We start from the raw sequence: 18,921 nt of genomic DNA, 5'->3' as shown, positions 1-18,921 counted from the left end.
AAAATTTAAGGGGGTCATTCGTGTCAAAGAACGATATTTGAAACGCTTGTATCGCCTATCTAGTCCATGCTAATCTGCATTAATTTTGCACGGAATTATCATGCGCCAAGTTATTACCAAGTTTGGGGGCACTAGTGTTTCTTCTCGAGAGAATTGGGAGCATATCGCCGCAATTACCCTTAAGCACATGGAAAGCAATGCTCAGCCAATTATTGTTTGTTCTGCCCTAAGCCAAGCGTCTAATATGCTTGAGAAAATGATTGATGCGGCATTATTGGATGAGCACCACACGTTAGAAACCGAGCTAAAAACAAACTATTTTAACCTTGCTCAATCACTAGAGGTCAATCCTGATTTAATTACAACGGAACTAACCCAACTGTCGCAATTGCTAACCGGGATAGCACTTCTTAAAGAAGCGCCAGCAAAAACTCGCGCGAAAATACTAAGCCTCGGGGAATTAATGATGACCCGGCTTGGTCATGCCTTTTTAAATACTAAAAATATTCATTGCCAATGGCTGGATGCGCGTAAGGCTTTAGTTTCAACCCCTATTGCAGGTGGGGAAACAATTAATTATCTTGCGGCACGATGCGCTGAAGTATCTAACCCCGCGCTTGCCAAAGAGCTTCTAAATAGCAGCGCTGATGCTATTATTACGCAAGGATTTATTGCTTCAAATGGTGAAGGGGAAACCGTGCTTCTTGGCCGAGGGGGTTCAGACACCTCGGCTGCCTTGCTCGCAGCTATTTTAGACGCAAGCCTCTGTGAAATTTGGACGGATGTCCCAGGAATTTACACTGCCAATCCCCATCAACTGCCGCACGCCAGACTGCTTAAGCAATTAAATTATTATGAGGCTCAGGAAATTGCTTCCATGGGTGCCAAAGTACTTCATCCCAATTGCCTACCTCCTGTCCGACGCGCAGGAATACCAATGGCAGTAAAATACACTCGTATGCCCGCACATCATGGTACGCGCATCTCGCAGGAAAGTGATGATAACGCACCACCAATTAAATCGATTTTGGCCAAGCACAGCGTTACCTTAATCTCGATTGACACCTTGAATATGTGGCAACAAGTGGGCTTTTTAGCCGATGTATTCGTTACGTTTAAACAACACGGTTTTTCGGTCGATTTGCTGTCTTCATCAGAATTTAACGTCACCGTGTCTTTAGATGTAAACGCGAAACTGCGTGATCGCAGCGCATTGGATGCGCTTATTAACGATTTAAATCAATTTGGTCGCGCCAAAGTCATTGAACCCTGCAGTGCGGTTAGTTTAGTCGGACACCGTATCCGTACCGTTCTCCCCCAACTGGGCCCTACCCTCGAAGTTTTTGAAGCACAACAAGTGTATCTGATGTCTTTGGCCTCCAACGACTTGAACTTAACGTTTGTGGTGGAGGAATCCCAAGCCGATAAGCTATGCCAAAAATTACATGCGTTGCTGATTGAAAATAATCCGCAAAGTTTCTACTACTCCAAAAGTTGGCATGAAGAGTTTGGCGAGCAACCCGAACCGACCTTAAAATGGTGGGAAAAAGAACGAGAACAGTTATTATCCCTGGCGGCCAAGCACTCCCCCTGCTATGTTTATAATCCGGAAATACAAGCAGAAAAAGCCGAACAATTGTTAGAAGCAGGCGCAATTGATCAATTATTTTATGCCATAAAAGCGAACCCCCATCCTTCGGTATTGCGTACATTAAATGAGAAAGGAATTAACTTTGAATGCGTTTCGATTCAGGAGCTAAAGCATGTTCTTAAGCTGTTCCCTGATTTTCCACGCAATCGATTGTTATTCACGCCAAACTTTTCAGCTCGAAATGAATATGAATATGCCTTGTCGCTAGGATGTTACGTCACGGTGGATAGTTTATATCCTCTCGAGCACTGGCCAGAAGTGTTTAAAGGAAAAGAAATTCTTATTCGAATTGACCCAGGGGTTGGTGCGGGGCATCATAAATACGTTTGCACCGGAGGAAATGAATCAAAATTTGGCATTCCTAGACATTGCTTAGATGCCGTTCAGAAGCTTGCTGAAACGCATGATATTCATATTATAGGGCTCCATGCTCACTCAGGAAGCGGGATTTTATTCCCTGACTTATGGCAAGAAACAGCCATTATGCTGGCAAAAGAAGCAAAACGATTCCCTGAAGTTAAGATTTTAAATTTAGGCGGTGGGTTAGGCATTGTTGAAAAACCAGGTCAGAAGCCGTTGGATCTTCAAGCTCTTGATGCTTCTTTAAAAGCCGTTAAATCACAATACCCCAACCTAGTATTATGGCTAGAACCAGGGCGATATTTTGTGGCTGAAAGCGGGGTCATACTTGCTAAAGTAACTCAATGCAAAGAAAAAGGAAAAGTGCGATTTGTTGGCATTGAAACTGGTATGAACTCTTTACTACGTCCGGCTTTATATGGCTCCTATCATGAAATTGTGAATTTATCTCGCTTAGAGGAAGAAAAAACATCTTTTGCCCATATCGTTGGCCCTATCTGTGAATCGGGTGATACCTTAGGCCATGACCGATTACTGCCAGAGACTCAGGAAAACGATATTATATTAATTGCCAATACGGGCGCCTATGGGCATTGCATGAGTTCTTATTACAACCTGCGACCACCCGCGGAGGAAGTCGTACTAAGTAGGCAACTGTGATGTTAACGGACAGCAATCATCGAATTCTAGCCACCGACCCTAGCCAGTCGTTTATTGTTCAAGCTCCGGCTGGCTCAGGAAAAACAGAAATTTTAACCCAACGCTTTTTGCGATTATTGGCTACCGTTCATGCGCCTGAGCAAATCATCGCCTTAACCTTTACTCGCAAAGCGGCTAATGAAATGCGTGAACGTATTTTAATCGCGTTACAAAAAGCTCAAAGCAACACATCGCCGCAATCCGCCCACCAACAATTAACTTATGACTATGCTTGTCAAGCGTTAGAACAGGACAACACACTAAACTGGCAACTCCTCCAACAACCAAGCCGATTACGAATTTTAACCATTGACTCCCTTTGCCAGCGCCTAGTACAAGCCATTCCCTTACAGGATAAACAAATCCCTTTTGCAACCATTTGCGATAAGCCGCAAAAATACTATACTTTAGCTGCAAAAAAATGCTTAGACTTTGCGTTACAACATTCAAGTTATCACCCTCCTCTAAAGCGATTATTGCAGCATTTAGACAACCAACCTCAAAAATTATTAGATGTATTTTCTGAGTTGTTAGCCAACCGAGAACAATGGTTAGCGCTCGTCCACCAAGCCAAGCTCCAGGACAAAGTTGAATATGAACAAGCACTAGAATGGATTGAGCAGCATGAGTTAGCGCGATTTTGCCAAAGCTTACCGAATGAATGCTGGGATGAATTAATGAGATTAGTCCAGCAACTGTCGAAGCTGGAATCTTCCCCCCCCTTGGCACAAGAGCATCTTAGTCAATGGTCTAATGTTAATGAGCTGGATCGTTTCAAAGCGGCGGCGCTCGCTGGCTTGTTATTAACAACACAAGGGGCCTTACGTAAGAGGTTTGATCATTTTGTGGGTTTAAAAAAAGGCGTATGTAGCAGTGCGCTTTATCAGGAATTAAAATCAGGAAGTGACGCGTTATTTGAACAGTTAATTACGTTTCCGGAATTTTTAGAAGCGCTAAAACGCGTAAAAAATCTTCCCAACCCGCAATACAATGAACATCAGTGGGAAGTGTTACAAGCTTTATTTACCCTGTTACCTCTGCTAGCCGCGCACCTGCAACTTGCATTTAACGAAGCCAATGAAGTGGATTTTGCAGCGATTTCACAACAAGCCCTGTTAGCCCTTGGTGATGAAGAAGCACCTACGGATTTAGCCTTGTATCTCGATCATCAAATTCATCACTTACTGGTCGATGAATTTCAAGACACCTCTCTTCAGCAGTTTGAATTATTAGAAAAACTAGTCAAAGAATGGCTCCCTGGCGATGGGAAAACGTTGTTTGTGGTGGGTGATCCAATGCAATCCATTTATCGTTTTCGGTCTGCGGAAGTTGGCTTATTTCTTAGAGCTCAGCAATTCGGGATGGGTACGGTTAAACTTACGCCATTAGAATTAAAGTGTAATTTTCGTTCAAGCGCCACCGTGGTTGAATGGGTTAACGACTCATTTCGTCGTGTTTTTCCTCAAACCGATGACATTGAATCGGGGGCGGTTAAATTTCACGCTTCTGAAAAAACTCACCCCGCCAGTTCAGAGAGCTTTATAAAAACCCTACAAAACGCCGACGCGCTTCAGGAAGCTCAGGCGATTGTAGCGATTGCAAAGAAAGAATTAGAAACCTATCCCGAAGACGACATTGCCATTCTCGTTCGCTCAAGAACCCAGCTTCGGCACATTATAAGTTTGCTTCGTGAGAATCATATTCCATTCCAGGGTATTGATATTGACCCCTTAGCTAATTTACCCCATTTACGTGATGTTTGGTCATTAACGCAAGCGTTATTGATGCCTGCTAATCGACTTGCTTGGCTTTCGTTTTTACGCAGTCCTTGGTGTGGGTTATCCTTGTCGGATTTACATCATTTAGCAACGTTTGCCAAAGCAAAAAGCATATACTTTGCTTTATCTCAAATTGAACACATTCCTTCAATTAGCACGGAAGGGAAAATACGTTGCCAATTTATCTATCACGTGTTGCACCAAGCTTTAAACACGCGTTATCAATATACGTTAGTAGAATGGATTACAACCACACTATCCAATCTTCATATGGACGTATTATTATCAGAGTCTGAACAAGCTGATCTTGAGCAGTTTTGGTTATTAGTTCATCAATTTGAAGCGCATGGGCAGATAAATGACTGGGAGCAATTTGCAGAAGAATTCAATAAACTCTATTCCAAACAAGTTACGCCTTCTCGATTGCAAATAATGACCATTCATAAATCGAAAGGGCTTGAATTTGATACCGTGATTTTACCGAGCTTAAGTTCTAAGTCACAAGCCTCCGATAAACCGCTCTTACGATGGCTAAGGCTGCCAACGGAACATCGGGATCTCTTGCTGGTATCTCCGATGAAAGCCGCGCACCAAGAGGTATGTCTGGTGTATGATTACTTACAACAGTTAGACCAGGAAAAAGAGCTCTATGAGACTCAACGGCTACTCTATGTCGCAGTGACCCGCGCCAAAAAAAGGTTGTACTTAAGCGATCATGAAAAAAGCATCTCAAAAGGATCGTTTCGTCATTTATTACAACATGTTCATTTTGAAGTGCATGGCAGCATGAATGATGAGGAGCATACCCCAAAAGATCATGCAACGACACTGCCGACCCTTTATCATTTGCCCATTGAGTATTATCAAACCGCCCTTGAGTTCAGCGAAAGTCCTTATAGCAATCTTCATCTGAATGAAACGATAAATCGCGCGCGATTTATCGGAATAGCCGCTCATGAATTATTGCAATGGATTTGCACAAATCACCCCCTGACTATCGACGCGGTGCCTTGGTCCATAGTTAGTCACTATTGTTTAAGCCATGGATTTACTCAAGATGAAACAGCCGCCATTCTTCATCCACTTCAATCCCAAATTAGTCGCCTTTTTACTGAACCATTAGGACAATGGTTAATTTCAGCGCATGAACACGAGAAAAATGAATACGAACTGATCATTGCAGAAGGTGAAGAAACGGCCACAAGAATTATTGATAGAACGTTTCTGGATAACGGCAAACGATGGATCATTGATTTCAAAACAGGCCTTGAAGATTCGATTTCTATCAATAAACACAAAGAACAAGTGAATCAGTATGCTCGTATCTTATCTGCCCGCTTTCAAGAGCCAATCGAATGTGGCTTGTATTATCTTGCAAGTGGGCATTGGATTTCTTGGGAATTTTGAAGCACATGACAAAACCGTCCCATAAAGAGTATCATGAGCGCTTTTTAATGAGCAGTAACTATGAACCTTGAAGCAGCCATTAATGACGTTTTAAACCAGTCAACCCTTCCTTTACTGGGACTAAAGTTAAATAAATTACCTGTTAAGCCCATCATCGAATTAGAAGATAAGCAATTGACGCTTAAATTAATCGCAGGCTTTCCTATTGATTTAGTGAAAGAGGCTTTAATTCAGGATTTAACAAAAACCTTACAGCAGGCTCTCCCTGATTTTAACGTGTCTGTAACCGTAGAAAGCGCCATTAAAGCCCATAAAACTCAATTGCCAGGCATGGGATTACGCGGGGTTAAAAATGTCATTGCTATTGCCTCCGGTAAAGGCGGGGTTGGGAAATCAACCGTAGCGGTTAATCTTGCCGCGGCACTCGCACGTTCTGGCGCAGAAGTTGGTCTTTTGGACGCAGATATTTATGGGCCTAGCGTGCCTTTAATGCTAGGCGAGTCGGACCCTGTCCAAGTTGAACAGGATCGCTATGTTCCGGTTAAAGCCCATGGGATTCATGCGATGTCCATTGGGTATTTAACCCAAAATGATCCGGCACTAATCTGGCGAGGCCCTATGCTCGCTAAATCCATGCTGCAGCTGTTAGACATTACAAACTGGGGGAATTTAGATTATTTATTCATCGACTTACCGCCTGGTACTGGCGATATTCAATTAAGCCTGGTACAAAAAATTCCGTTAGCCGGTGCAATCATCATTACCACACCCCAGACCGTAGCAACATTAGACGCAGAGAAAGCGATTAAAATGTTTGTTAAAACAAGCATTGATGTGCTTGGCGTCGTAGAAAATATGTCGCTTCATCAATGCAGTAAATGCAGTCATGAGGAACCGTTATTTGGTTCTGGTGGAGCCGAGAAAATAGCCCAAAACTATCAGACGAACCTATTGGGACAACTGCCTTTAAATCGCGAGATTGGCGAAGATTGCGAACGAGGAACTCCAACGGCCGCAGGAACTTCCTCTTTAGCGGACGCGTTTTTGAAAACCGCCCTTCATGCATCCATCGAGCTTGCCAAAAAACCGCTCAATTATGCAAATAAGTTACCGCCAGTCATAGTGGAGTAATATATACGATTTTTATGCGGCGGTCCTGGCCATTTTTGCAGCAATTCTCAATTTGACGCTCATTAATTAACCACCAAGCCTGTAGCGTCGTTGCGAGCCGCAGGCGAAGCAATCCAGTGGCCTTATTCGAAACAAACGACGCTGGATTGCTTCACTTCGTTCGCAAGGACGGCTAATTTGTTTAATTAAAAAGCGTCAAATAGCGAATTGCTGCCATTTTTGCTCATACGATTTTTTCGTTCCTTATTTATGCTAAACTATCGATTTAACCATAGGTTCTGGCATTATGTCTGATAATTACACTGCCGAAGCGATAGAAGTACTAAGTGGTCTCGAGCCTGTGCAGCGACGCCCAGGCATGTACACCGATACAGCAAGGCCAAATCATTTAGCGCAAGAAGTTATTGATAATAGCGTCGATGAAGTGCTTGCAGGCTTTGCTTCATCCATCACGGTAACCTTGCACCAAGATAACTCTATTGAAGTCGAAGACAACGGTAGAGGTATGCCGGTTGATCTACACCCTCAACTAGGATTAAGTGGCGTTGAAGTCATCATGACTCGACTTCATGCTGGCGGTAAATTTTCAGATAAAAATTATAACTTTTCTGGTGGATTACACGGGGTTGGCGTTTCCGTAGTCAATGCGTTATCCGAAAAGCTCGACGTTACCATCAAGCGTAATGGAATTATCTACCAGATGGCGTTTGCCAATGGTGAAAAACAAGTTGAATTAAACGAAGTGGGCGTCACTAAAAAGCGCGACACCGGGACGCTTATCCGTTTCTGGCCTAATGCAAAATACTTTGACACCACCCGCTTATCGATTAAGCAATTAGTTCACGCCTTACGGGCAAAAGCAGTGTTGTGCCCTGGCCTGTCAATGACCTTCATCAACAAGATCACCGATGAGACCACACATTGGTGCTACGAAGCAGGCTTAACGGACTATTTGTATCAATGCCTAGAATCCAGTGACTTCATGCCCCAGGAAGCCTTTAGCGGTGAATTTAAAAGCGAGGAAGCTGCGGTCGACTGGGCATTAGTTTGGTCTTCTGGCTCCAATCCTAATGTCAGTGAAAGTTATGTCAATTTAATTCCTACGATCCAAGGCGGCACACACGTCAACGGATTACGTGCAGGTTTATTTGATGCGCTCTCTTCGTTTTGTGAGTTAAGAAATTTAGTTCCACGCGGAGTAAAAATTACCGCTGAGGATTTATGGGAACCCTGTCAATATGTTCTCTCCGTTAAAATGAAAGAACCTCAGTTTGCTGGGCAAACCAAGGAACGCCTCAGTTCAAGACAAACGTCTGCGTTTGTCAGCAACGTGATTAAAGATGCTTTTTCTTTATGGCTAAATCAACACCGCACTCAGGGTGAATTAATTGCCAGCATGGCGATAGAGCGCGCACAAAAACGGCTTCGACAATCAAAGCAAGTCGCTCGAAAACGTGTCAATCAGGGCCCTGCTCTTCCCGGCAAGTTGGCCGACTGCTTGCAGCAGGATTTAAATCAAGCGGAGTTATTTTTAGTCGAGGGAGATTCTGCGGGCGGCTCTGCGAAACAAGCTCGGAATAAAGATTTCCAAGCCATATTGCCTTTGCGAGGAAAAATATTAAACGCCTGGGAAGTAGAGTCAACGCAAGTGCTCGCTTCTCAGGAGATTCATGATATTTCTGTAGCAATTGGGGTTGATCCCGGCAGTGATGATTTAACGGGTCTACGCTATGGCAAAATATGTATCCTCGCAGATGCGGATTCAGATGGCGCACACATTGCAACATTAATTTGCGCGCTCTTTCTACGCCATTTTAAACCGTTAGTGAAAGCCGGCCATGTTTATGTCGCTATGCCACCCCTTTATCGCATTGATGCTGGAAAAGTGGTTGAATACGCTCTAGATGATGAAGAGAAAGAGAGGATTATGTCGCGCTTATCAGAAACCAGTAAAGCAAAAATCAATGTCCAACGTTTCAAAGGATTAGGAGAGATGAACCCCACCCAATTAAGAGAAACCACCATGGATCCCAATACTCGCCGTCTGGTCCAATTAGAGCTAGACGATGAAGCCTCAACCATGGCGTTAATGGATATGATGCTGGCAAAAAAACGTGCTAGTGATCGCAAAGCTTGGTTAGAAAGTAAGGGAAATTTAGCCACAACCATTTAAGTTCATCTATCAGAATAAAATTACTTTTTCTGGTTAGAAAAAGGGCGGTCCCTGATTTCAGAGGGTTCGATAGCGTCTTTTTGATTCGAACCTTTCGTTGGGGTCGGGGTTAAAACTGGCGGGTAAGTTACCCTGGCTAGTTCTATAAAATCACCCTCTTTTTCAGCACTGCGTCCAAGTTCAAGAGTCATTTTAGTCGTGCTATCTAACGCCTCTACATGGTCTGCGACATTTTGGCTGGCAAGGTCTTTCTTCACCTCTGCCTGTTCTATGTCTTTGAATGTTTGCATCAATGTCTTTTTAGTAATTTTTGCATTGATTCGACATCCCAATTTTTTAAGCACTGCAACAGCAATAATGGCAGATACAGCAACCACACTAATGATTAGACCAGGAGGGGTAAAGCTCCAAAATGCGATGATACCAAGCATCACGGTTGCGGCAGCTAAATTTATTATTATGTCTCTTCGCATCTTTGAAGATTTAGATCGCAGGCGAGTCTTTATTTGTTTTTGAGCGAGCGTATCACTTTCTTTTATTGAACCATGTTCTTTTAGCTTACTTTGCATGTAATTCAGTTTTACGAATTGGTGAAGTACATTTATAGATGAAGCAACAACTGACAGAATTGCCGCTATGGGATTAATCGTGACTGCAGCGGCTATAAGAATCGCATGTCTAGCGATATTAATCGCTGAGTTGCTCAGCAAAAAGAAATTATCGATAAATTTTTCCATGAAAAAAGAACGTTTATTCTTATGGGTTTGATAAAAACTATACGCGGCTACCCCAAGGGTATAGACAAGACCCAAGACAGGTAGCGCTTTTAAAATTGCTGTAGTTTGAGTCACAAAAATCGGAGCAAGCCAAGCAACTCCCACAAGAACAACCGTGAGAACATCCATAAGGCGCCGAGTTCTAATTTTTTTAATTTGTTTGATTTCGTTAAGAAAGTGATTAACTCGAGATTTTTTTTCTAAATCATGAGTCAACTCAAGAAGCTCATTTAAAAACTCATATCCTGTTATTGGAGCATTTACAAAACGCCCCCAATATTTGGGTTTAATCTTTGCAGCGGTTAAAACTCGAGTCACCTCATTTTGCAATTCACGAGTCTCATTGATATACGTTTCACGTAAATCTCTTTGAAAGTCGGAAAGCCTCTTCTTATAAATGCTATTTGGCGTCACAGCATTAAGATCGTCTTCAAGATATTTTACGAGCTCTTCTAAGGTTGAGAGAAGTGTTGGTTTTTTATTAATCATTCACTCATCTATCTGAAATATAATTAATATGACAATTATAAAACAAAAAGATTAAGGAATAATTAATATGAGTATTTTTTCAAGACAAGACAACCCTGTCTGGACTGTGTGAAAAAACTGATCACAATTATTACAGCCATCAGTATTTCAATAGAGGAATAATATTGCTGTAATCATCCGTCCAATGCACCACGTTATCATCCGCTACAAAACGCCAGCCTTCTTTGCTCATTAACTGAAAAGCAATGGCTTCATTCATTGTCAGCATAACCCACTCGGAATAAAGTTGGCCTAACCTATTCACAGCGGGTTGAAATTTATGCAGTACAATTAAATCATTATTGCGTCCAGCGGCGGTCAAAATGGGTAACAAATTAAGATAGCGGTTACTGATATTAAATAAGATAACTCCTTCAGGTTTAATCTTTTTAAGATAGGTATTTACAGCTTCCTGGGTCAATAAATGAATCGGGATAGCGTCTGAATTAAACACATCCATCACGATAACATCAAAAGACTGATCACGAGCCTGTTGTACCGCAAGACGCCCATCAGCCTGGATGATCTTAGCGTCTGGCTTGCACTCAGATAAATAAGTAAATAAATTAGGGTTTTTAGCAATATCAATGACCTGTTGATCAATTTCAACGATCACCAACTCATCTTGTTTGCGAAATTGACAAGCCATAATGCCTGTGCCTAAGCCTAAAACCATAACCCGCATGGATTCTTTTTGATTCTGAATAGTTTTCATGACGGGTAAAACTGCTCCATAGTAGGCGATGGAGCCATTTAATTTTTCTTTGCCCATGACCTGAAATCCATGAATGGTACTGTGGCTAATTAAGGCGTGAACTCCCTCGTGAGCAGACACTTGCTTGATGCCATAGAAATTGCGTTTTTGCATCAAAACCTCATGCGATTTAAACCAGGGCATAAAAATAAAAACAAATAAAATGAACAAACTAATGAACAAAGCTCTTGAACTCCTAGGCCAAATAACAATGATGCTTAATGCCAACAGTTCTAACACGTCGTATCTTCTAATCCACGCCAAGCTCCCTTCTGAAGGTAAACATATATGGATAATTAATAAAATTAAAACCAGTACAGGAGTACTCCATTCTGGCTTTTCTCGATGTATTGGAATCCACAATAGCCCTAACAACATCACTAACGGATACTCATAGGGATAAGAAAAAATGACTGGGGCAAGCAGTGCGTTAAATAACCCTGCCAATACGCCTCCAAGGGCTAAGCAGAAATAAAACGTGGTAAGCTCTCTTGCTGGAGGACGGCGCCGAATTAATTCACCATGGCACAATAACGCAATCATGAAAAACCCTGTTAGATGAAACACCATGAGCAATAAAACCGGTAAAAGCGATGATCCCCAAATAAACCCAGTAATCGGGAAAATAAGCACAAATAAGACATTACGGCTCACCCAAGCATGTGAAATGATTGGTCGCCTGGCAAACGTGATGATAAACGAAAGCAAATAGAGGGCTAAAGGGATAACCCAAAGGAGAGGCGTGGCAGCTATATCGGTTGTAATAAAAAACGTAACGCCTAACATTAAACTGCAAGGAATAAAACTAAGAACAATCCATATCATTTTTTGATGCCAAGTAACCAAACGATTGATTTTTGGTAATGTTGGCGGTTGCCTATACCGGATCTTCAAGAATAAAAACAACAATAATCCCAAATACAATAAATAAATGATGGTCCATGTTTTAAATTGTTCTGGTATGTTGAAGTAACGCTCAATAAACCATGGGTAAGTCACCAGAGCGATCAAACTTCCTAGATTACTTGCAACATATAAATAGTATGGATCGTTGGCTTGTTCGCCTTCAGTCAGACTAAATGCAAACTGCAGCAATGGCGCAGAAGCCCCAATCACCAATAACGGCAATCCCATCTCTTGAGCCAATGTAACTAATATTTGTAACTCAGGCGTACCCAACTCCAAGCTTGGGATTATTTTTAGTGGCAAATAAATAAGACTGAGGGCTGTGATTACCCCATGAACGATTTTCCAGGTATGCCGACCCTTTAATCGACTTAATCCCCATGCATAGGCATATGAAATTAACAGAAGTCCTTGAAAAAAAAGCATGCATACCGTCCATACAGCCGGTGAGCCGCCATACACAGGCAATAAGACTTTGGCAGCAATGGGTTGAATGACGAACAGCAAGCTTGCGCTTAAAAATAAAGCGATAGAGAAAAACATTCCACGAATTGAAATAGAGATATATTTGGTCATTTTTTTCAACTATTTTTCCTTAAACATAAGCATTCCATTCAATCCTACAGAAAAAATGATCTTTTCAATTTGATCAATTAATATAACTTTAAGTATTTTCTACTAAACTTAAGGAATCTTAATCAATTTAAAACTCCATTGTGGGTGCATAATGACAGCTTGTAAACACTTTATAATCGGCATTCAGCAAATTAATTTTGCAACAGAACCCGCAAAACGATTACAACAGGTTTTGTTGGCGTACGCCCTTAAAGATTTAAATACCGAAGAACAATCACAACAGGAGCTACTTAGTCAGCTTCCAGAGACTATTGAAGGCAACCCTATCGCTAATAAGCAACTAGCCCTAGTAAAAGAAAAGATTGGGAGCCAAATTAAAAGCATTCAATCTCGTATTGGAAATATACGGAAGGAAGCTTCGCAATTAGGCATAGACCTTGATGCCGAGATAGAACTAGATGATGTATTTATTGAAATCTTTGCTGACAATTTTCGTAATATACCCCATTTAGACGAAACTTTATCCGATGCGCCACCCGAGATAAAAGCAATCCAAACAAAGCTGTATAGTGTGGTTCTTTCAAAGTTAGATCAAAAAGAACAAGAACAACAGCTTGCCAGTCTGTCGACTGCCAATATTCAGGATATGGTCAATCAAGCTTTATTAACCTATCAAACCAGTAAAGAACCAGCGTTAAAAACGAAAAGTCAGCACCTTATCCAAATGGGTATATTCGAATTAATACATAGAGAATCCATTAAGCTAACTGAAGCAAGGCATCCAGATTATCTTGCCTTCACGCGAAAACTACATCATCTCCTGCCAGAAGTAGGGAATTCTGATGTTATTGATGAATTAAGTGAGTATCAAAATTCCGATGGTCAGACGATCAGTAAATTACTCTTTGCAGTAAGTGAAGCATTACACCTTCAACACCATCCTTGGGATAGCGATGAACAAATCGAATCCGCGAAAGAAATACGTGCTTTGTTTCACAAACTTCGATTTGGACAAAGCGATCGACGCGAATACATAGAAAAACGCAAAGCAAATATGCAACGGGATTTATTGTGGGCAAGAACAATTCAAGACACTGAATTATTCACTATAAGCGATGAATCAGAACGTGAATTTCATAAGTTAGAAGAACTAAGAATCTTGAATCATGATAGAAAATTCAAAATTCACTCTGAAGTAAAAAATCGCGTATTTCCTAAACAAAAGCTAGAAATGGCTTTTCGTGAGGCGTTTAGACAAAGAAAAGATGCAAAACTTCCTCTTGGCATCAAAAGCAATCCTTTAGTTCAAGGTACGAAAGCTTATACCCAAGTATTAAAAATTCTTGAAGATGCGTTTCAGGCTGAAATAGAAAAGCCTGTGATTACCGTTGGCCAAGACGGTAAAATAAAAGCAGCTTTTTTTTACCTAGATACCCCAATCCAAACAATCTTAAATGCAATTCTTGATGGCGGAGGATTTGGAAGAAGTCCCGAATCGATTGCACGTACTGCTTTTGATTTAGAAGCCATTAAACGTTCAATTGTGACACATTCTTTTGAGGGCGAAACGCTAGCTGAGATTGAATCGCAAATTCAATTCCCTGAGGATGAAACCATAAAACATTCTTTTACTGAAGCACTGAACAACGTCAAACAATCTGTGCCTTCACGTACAATCAGTGACTTACAACTCGGATTAAGCGAAGAACTGTTATTAAGAAAATTGTTAGAATTACATCGATTTTATTCCTATTCCCCACCCTCTCCAGAATCCTTAACGACAATTTTTAGCGAGTTGGAACGCGCTCCAATGGACGCTTTGAAACTCTCTGATCTAGAGCAAACCGTAAGCCAGCATTTTATTATATTGGCTGAAAAAAATGAGGAAGATGTCCCTCTAGAGGTTCGTTCCATTGTTAGAAAAGCAAAAACAATGCTTATGTCCAACGCCGAACGCATCCGAAAAATTGAGACGTTTCATGCCGCTTTTGAATCAACTGCCGCAACAAACTCCATGCTCAAAGCTTTATTCCGGGATGAATATCAGGCCATGTCACAAACCTTAAAACTAAGCGCCGAAGAAATAGTAGAAATGAATCAAGACATGGATGCCATGATCGACGAATTTCTGCTATTACATGAGCGCACTAAAGGCGGCCAGCCTGTTTTATCTAAACCCGAAGAGGAAGCCTATTTTTCAGTCGTCAAACAAATCGCCGAAGAGATTAAGCCCAAATCTTTAGCGGATTATCAGTTTAAAATTCTTCATTCATCTCACGGTCGCCAAGAGGTTAAACTCACGAGTCTCACCGGTGAAACAAGGCAGGTTTTAATTGATATCGGTCGAACCAAACTGCCCTATTCATTGATTAAACCGCCTGGTGCAAGTGAGTTAATTTTTTCCTATGGCGGTAGCCGAGGCATAATTGCCCCTTTCGAAGGATTCGCCACAACGCACGGTAGCTTAAAACACCGCAAGCGTCTTTTTACCCACTCAAGGCTTCTAGGTGTAGGTCAATATGGTTCAGTTAAAGAAGTGGAAGGGTTATTAACTGGATTAAATCGAGTCATCAAAGAAGGATATGCTCTCACAACCGATGCAACGCCAGCCTTCGAAAATCAATTGCGTGAAAACTTACGTAGCAGGCCTATTACATCACGAGAAGATCCGTTATATCGCATTGAAAGCGATATTCTACAAACCTTATCATCAGCCGAACAAAATAGTCGCGATTCTTTTTCAGGAGGCACACAATATTGGCTTAAAGAGAAAGAAAAGAAAACCAAAACCCTTAGACAATATCAAATATTAACAGCCAGAGCTAAAGGCGATACTTTAGCTGATACCGCAAGCCAAGCGTTTAATCGTTATAGTAAAACAGATTTGGCCTATCATAACCCTGTTATAAGACCTGATTACCATAATTTATCAACCCTTGAGAACCGCTTAGCCCTCTCTGAGGCCTTAGTACACGAAGCAGAACAATTTCACGCACTAGGATTTGCCCATAACGACATTAAGCCTGAAAATTTTTTATATAAACGCGATGCGAATGGTCATTACTCCGTCCGTTTCATAGACTGGGCCACCGGCGGGTTTGAAAGAGCGGTGGATCCTGCGGTTATACCTCAGGAAGTCGCCACAGACCATCAATTAGAAATCATTTTTAAAGAATTATTTGGTACAGATTTAACGTATACATTAGGTGAACACCAGTGCTCCGATCCGCAAGGACGGTTTGTTCGCTATAACCCAGACACCAAAGGTTTTTCTTTTGGTGTCAATCCAACCCTCGAAATTTTACATGGCGCACGCAATGGCACACTTCCTTATATTAGTCCCACAGTATTAGGTGAAGAACGAAATAAAACCGGCTTGCCTACAGGTGAGCGTGATTCCACTTTAAATACAAGATTTACTTCCAATGATCCAACCATGGATAACTGGGCCTTAACCGCCATGACTTTTGGGATTTGCAATCGCCAAGCCTACTTTGCTCTGGTGCGTGGGCGTGTGCTTTCAGATTATGTCGTTCCCCAAGTGTTAGACATTGCTGATCAAGATCCTCAAGGATTAACAATTGTTGATGTAGAAAAATTTAATCAACTCTTTGCTGTAGATGAAATTACAGCGGAAGACTTAGCCACTGGTCAAGCCTATACTCAAACAGATGGGGTTATGTATATTCCGGGTAATCCAAGAGAAGGAGAGCCATTACACCTCTATCGCCATCTTAAAGCTTTACGCGCACAATGCACTCAAAAGAAAACGCCCACCGCAGCAGAACAAGAAATTATTGATCGTATTGATGAGATTTTAAGTACCGTTCATCAAGCCGTGGCAAATGGAAAAGGCTTAAGCAAAGAAGCGTTGCAAGAGCAATTTAAAAAAGCAACGTCTTGCATTGAACAATTCCAACAACTTCACAACGAAGATTATCTTGCTTCATTAAACCAAGAAGCGTTACTGAATTCAATTCTTGCTAAATATAAAGATAAGCCCGCGCCCTCAGCCAATGATTTGTTACAAAAAACGACATCTGGTGTAAGTGAGCTAGACATTCTTTTTACTTATTCAAAAAGCGCCGCTCAACAACAAGAATCTTTAGCCATCTTAAATAATGCGTTCACTTCTAATGATTTAGAGAATTTATGCTTTAACGAGGACGCTCCTTATTCTCATCTTTTAAAAACCGGCATTGCTCTGAATCAAAGGATTATTTTACAAGGGGTATTAAGCAAAGTAGATGCAGATAACGCTTCCTTTTATGAACATGTGCACGATCAAGGATTACTTCACTTTTCGTTACAACAAGGACAAACCGAAGTCTTTAGCGCTCTGATTGAAGCTTTGCAAAAAGCTGGGGCAGAAGATAAAACCATTTTTGATTTATTAACCCAAGAATATGGGCCTGGACAAGATCAACTCCCTACTCAAAAGCACATTCAATGGTCAAATGATACGTTCCATATTGTTATTCGTAATCATAATTTAAAGCAGCTGCAATTAATTCTCGATCGATTACCCGAAGAACCTGGATATGAGCCAATACTATTAAAAGCGCTCCACCAAGCAGCGCTTTTATCCCATCAAGATTGCTATCAAATGCTATTAGAACGTTACAACGCGCGTTATCCCGACAATATCATAACTCCAGAAACAATCGTTGCAACCACCTACCCGCCGGATGACAGTTCACCGTATCATTTGTTTTTAAGAGACGAAACCACCCTCGGCTCTATAGACTGGAGCGCTTTAGAAGCTAACACTGAATTGGCAAAATCATTCTTGCTGCACACGCCAGCGAATACGACAGCGTTTCCACTATTAATTACTACCCAGTTTAGTAATTATACTGGCATGGAAAAACTTTTGACATTGGGGGATAAAGCAGGACTTATTGAAGAGGAATGGCAAGCCCTATTTCTTCAAACCGATGCTGATGGCAAAAATATTCTAAATCACTGCTTAGAACAAGGTCAGTTACAAGAACTTCCTTCCATACTTGATGCCATACGGCAACGTTGTGGAGAAAAAAGCACAAACATTCTCATCACCTTACTCAGTAATCCCAATCCACTAAATCCGTTACAAAACTTCTTAGCCACTGAAGAAGTGACTACAGTCCAATACCGAATTGTTTCTGAACTATTAGATGCAATCAGCAAGGATTACACCAAAGCAAGCAAGCCAGAACAGCAAGCTAGAATCATTGCTCTGTTGGTGAATAAAGTTTGGTTATTTGAGCAAGCAGACACGAATCCAGAAGAATTAAGGACTCTCTTACAAAACAATGCCCTTTCGATTCCTTACAAACAACTTCTCTTTAAACAACTCACAGAAAAAGCACCTGAACGTTCTGCAGCGAAAGATTATTTTAAACATCTCTTAGCTGAAGTATCCCCACAAGTAAGCGAAATTCAAGAACGCAAAGTCAACTTAGAATTACCTGCAATTCTAGGCGAAGTCACCAAACAAGAACGAGGTGCTCTAAACGATCTAATTGACGAACTGACTCGGAACAGCGGCATTGCATCCGCAGTAAAAGTAGCAACACTCGAGCTCAATGCAAAAATCAGAGACATCGAGACTCGCATAGCCGAAGAAGGCAGAAAATTAGCAACAACTACCAGCGCACTTCACACTCAAATTGCACGGGCTGAAGCGAGTGAAACGCAGCAACATTCAATTCAAGCTGAATTAGAAACTGCCCAAACAGAACTTCAGCGTCTTAAAGCCGAAGCTTTATCGCTTACTACTGCTCATACAGCGGAAGTAGAGCGCTTACAAACGCAAATCCAACAAGTTTCTGGACAAAATGAAGCGGATAAAGCAGAACTAACCGCTCAATTAGACGCTTTAAATGCTGCACACAAAATAGCTCAAGATGCCATTGCTACTCAACTTCAAGAGGCCAGAGATCAGGTTGGTGGCCTTGAAGAAAAACTTGAATCACAAGCTGCGCAATTGGCTCAAAGTCAACATGAAGCCCGCGCTTTATCGCAAGAACTTGAATCATTAAAACCGCAATATGAAGAATTAAAGACAAGATTAGAACAACAAACAGAATTAAGTAGCACCGAGCAGCAGCGATTAAGCGACCTTCTTGAACAACAAACACGCGCTGCTCAAGAAGCTACTCAAAAAACATCAGAACTTGAGACGCGTTTAAACACGACTC

7 protein-coding genes are annotated in these 18,921 nt (G+C 41.5%); 5 read left to right on the top strand and 2 right to left on the bottom strand.

All coding sequences use genetic code 11. The features are described from left to right. Window positions 1–100 precede the first annotated feature (100 nt). From E1O47_RS10275 to parE, 4 genes are all read left to right on the top strand, one after another. On the top strand, window positions 101–2,671 hold the full coding sequence (locus tag E1O47_RS10275) for a bifunctional aspartate kinase/diaminopimelate decarboxylase (protein WP_133131169.1): 2,571 nt from the start codon (window positions 101–103) through the stop codon (window positions 2,669–2,671). Continuing rightward, complete coding sequence (locus tag E1O47_RS10270) at window positions 2,671–5,895, top strand: UvrD-helicase domain-containing protein (protein ID WP_133131168.1); 3,225 nt, start codon at window positions 2,671–2,673, stop codon at window positions 5,893–5,895. The genes E1O47_RS10275 and E1O47_RS10270 overlap by 1 nt, the downstream gene beginning before the upstream one ends. A 60-nt stretch (window positions 5,896–5,955) precedes the next feature. Continuing rightward, entirely contained in the window at window positions 5,956–7,026 is a 1,071-nt protein-coding gene (gene apbC, locus E1O47_RS10265; protein WP_133131167.1) for an iron-sulfur cluster carrier protein ApbC, read from the top strand. Window positions 7,027–7,312: 286 nt separating this feature from the next. Continuing rightward, a complete protein-coding gene (gene parE, locus E1O47_RS10260; RefSeq protein ID WP_133131166.1) occupies window positions 7,313–9,199 on the top strand; it encodes a DNA topoisomerase IV subunit B in 1,887 nt (628 codons plus the stop codon). 20 nt (window positions 9,200–9,219) lie between these two features. On the opposite strand, the gene E1O47_RS10255 is transcribed toward parE, so the two are convergent. Both E1O47_RS10255 and E1O47_RS10250 read right to left on the bottom strand, forming a co-directional pair. After that, window positions 9,220–10,464 carry a hypothetical protein gene (locus E1O47_RS10255; protein WP_133131165.1) on the bottom strand — a complete coding sequence of 415 codons (1,245 nt, stop codon included), beginning with the start codon at window positions 10,462–10,464 and terminating at the stop codon, window positions 9,220–9,222. A 139-nt stretch (window positions 10,465–10,603) separates the two neighbouring features. After that, a complete protein-coding gene (locus E1O47_RS10250) occupies window positions 10,604–12,739 on the bottom strand; it encodes a spermidine synthase (RefSeq protein ID WP_341272537.1) in 2,136 nt (711 codons plus the stop codon). Window positions 12,740–12,890: 151 nt separating this feature from the next. On the opposite strand from E1O47_RS10250, the gene E1O47_RS10245 reads away from it, so the two are divergent. Continuing rightward, a partial coding sequence (locus tag E1O47_RS10245; RefSeq protein WP_133131164.1) for a CCDC158 family protein occupies window positions 12,891–18,921 on the top strand: 6,031 nt, incomplete at its 3' end.

The organism is Legionella yabuuchiae, from assembly GCF_900640115.1.
GTDB classification, from domain to species: Bacteria; Pseudomonadota; Gammaproteobacteria; order Legionellales; family Legionellaceae; genus Legionella_A; species Legionella_A yabuuchiae.
The sequence above is the reverse complement of the archived record's forward strand: the minus strand, read 5'-3'. Positions and strand labels throughout refer to the sequence as shown.

Bases quoted from the DNA above. Each gene is read 5' to 3' on its own strand.
- E1O47_RS10275 (WP_133131169.1), top strand. From the start codon at position 101: ATGCGCCAAGTTATTACCAAGTTTGGGGGCACTAGTGTTTCTTCTCGA.
- apbC (WP_133131167.1), top strand. From the start codon at position 5,956: ATGAACCTTGAAGCAGCCATTAATGACGTTTTAAACCAGTCAACCCTT.
- parE (WP_133131166.1), top strand. From the start codon at position 7,313: ATGTCTGATAATTACACTGCCGAAGCGATAGAAGTACTAAGTGGTCTC.
- E1O47_RS10255 (WP_133131165.1), bottom strand. From the start codon at position 10,464: ATGATTAATAAAAAACCAACACTTCTCTCAACCTTAGAAGAGCTCGTA.
- E1O47_RS10250 (WP_341272537.1), bottom strand. From the start codon at position 12,739: ATGACCAAATATATCTCTATTTCAATTCGTGGAATGTTTTTCTCTATC.
- E1O47_RS10270 (WP_133131168.1), top strand. From the start codon at position 2,671: ATGTTAACGGACAGCAATCATCGAATTCTAGCCACCGACCCTAGCCAG.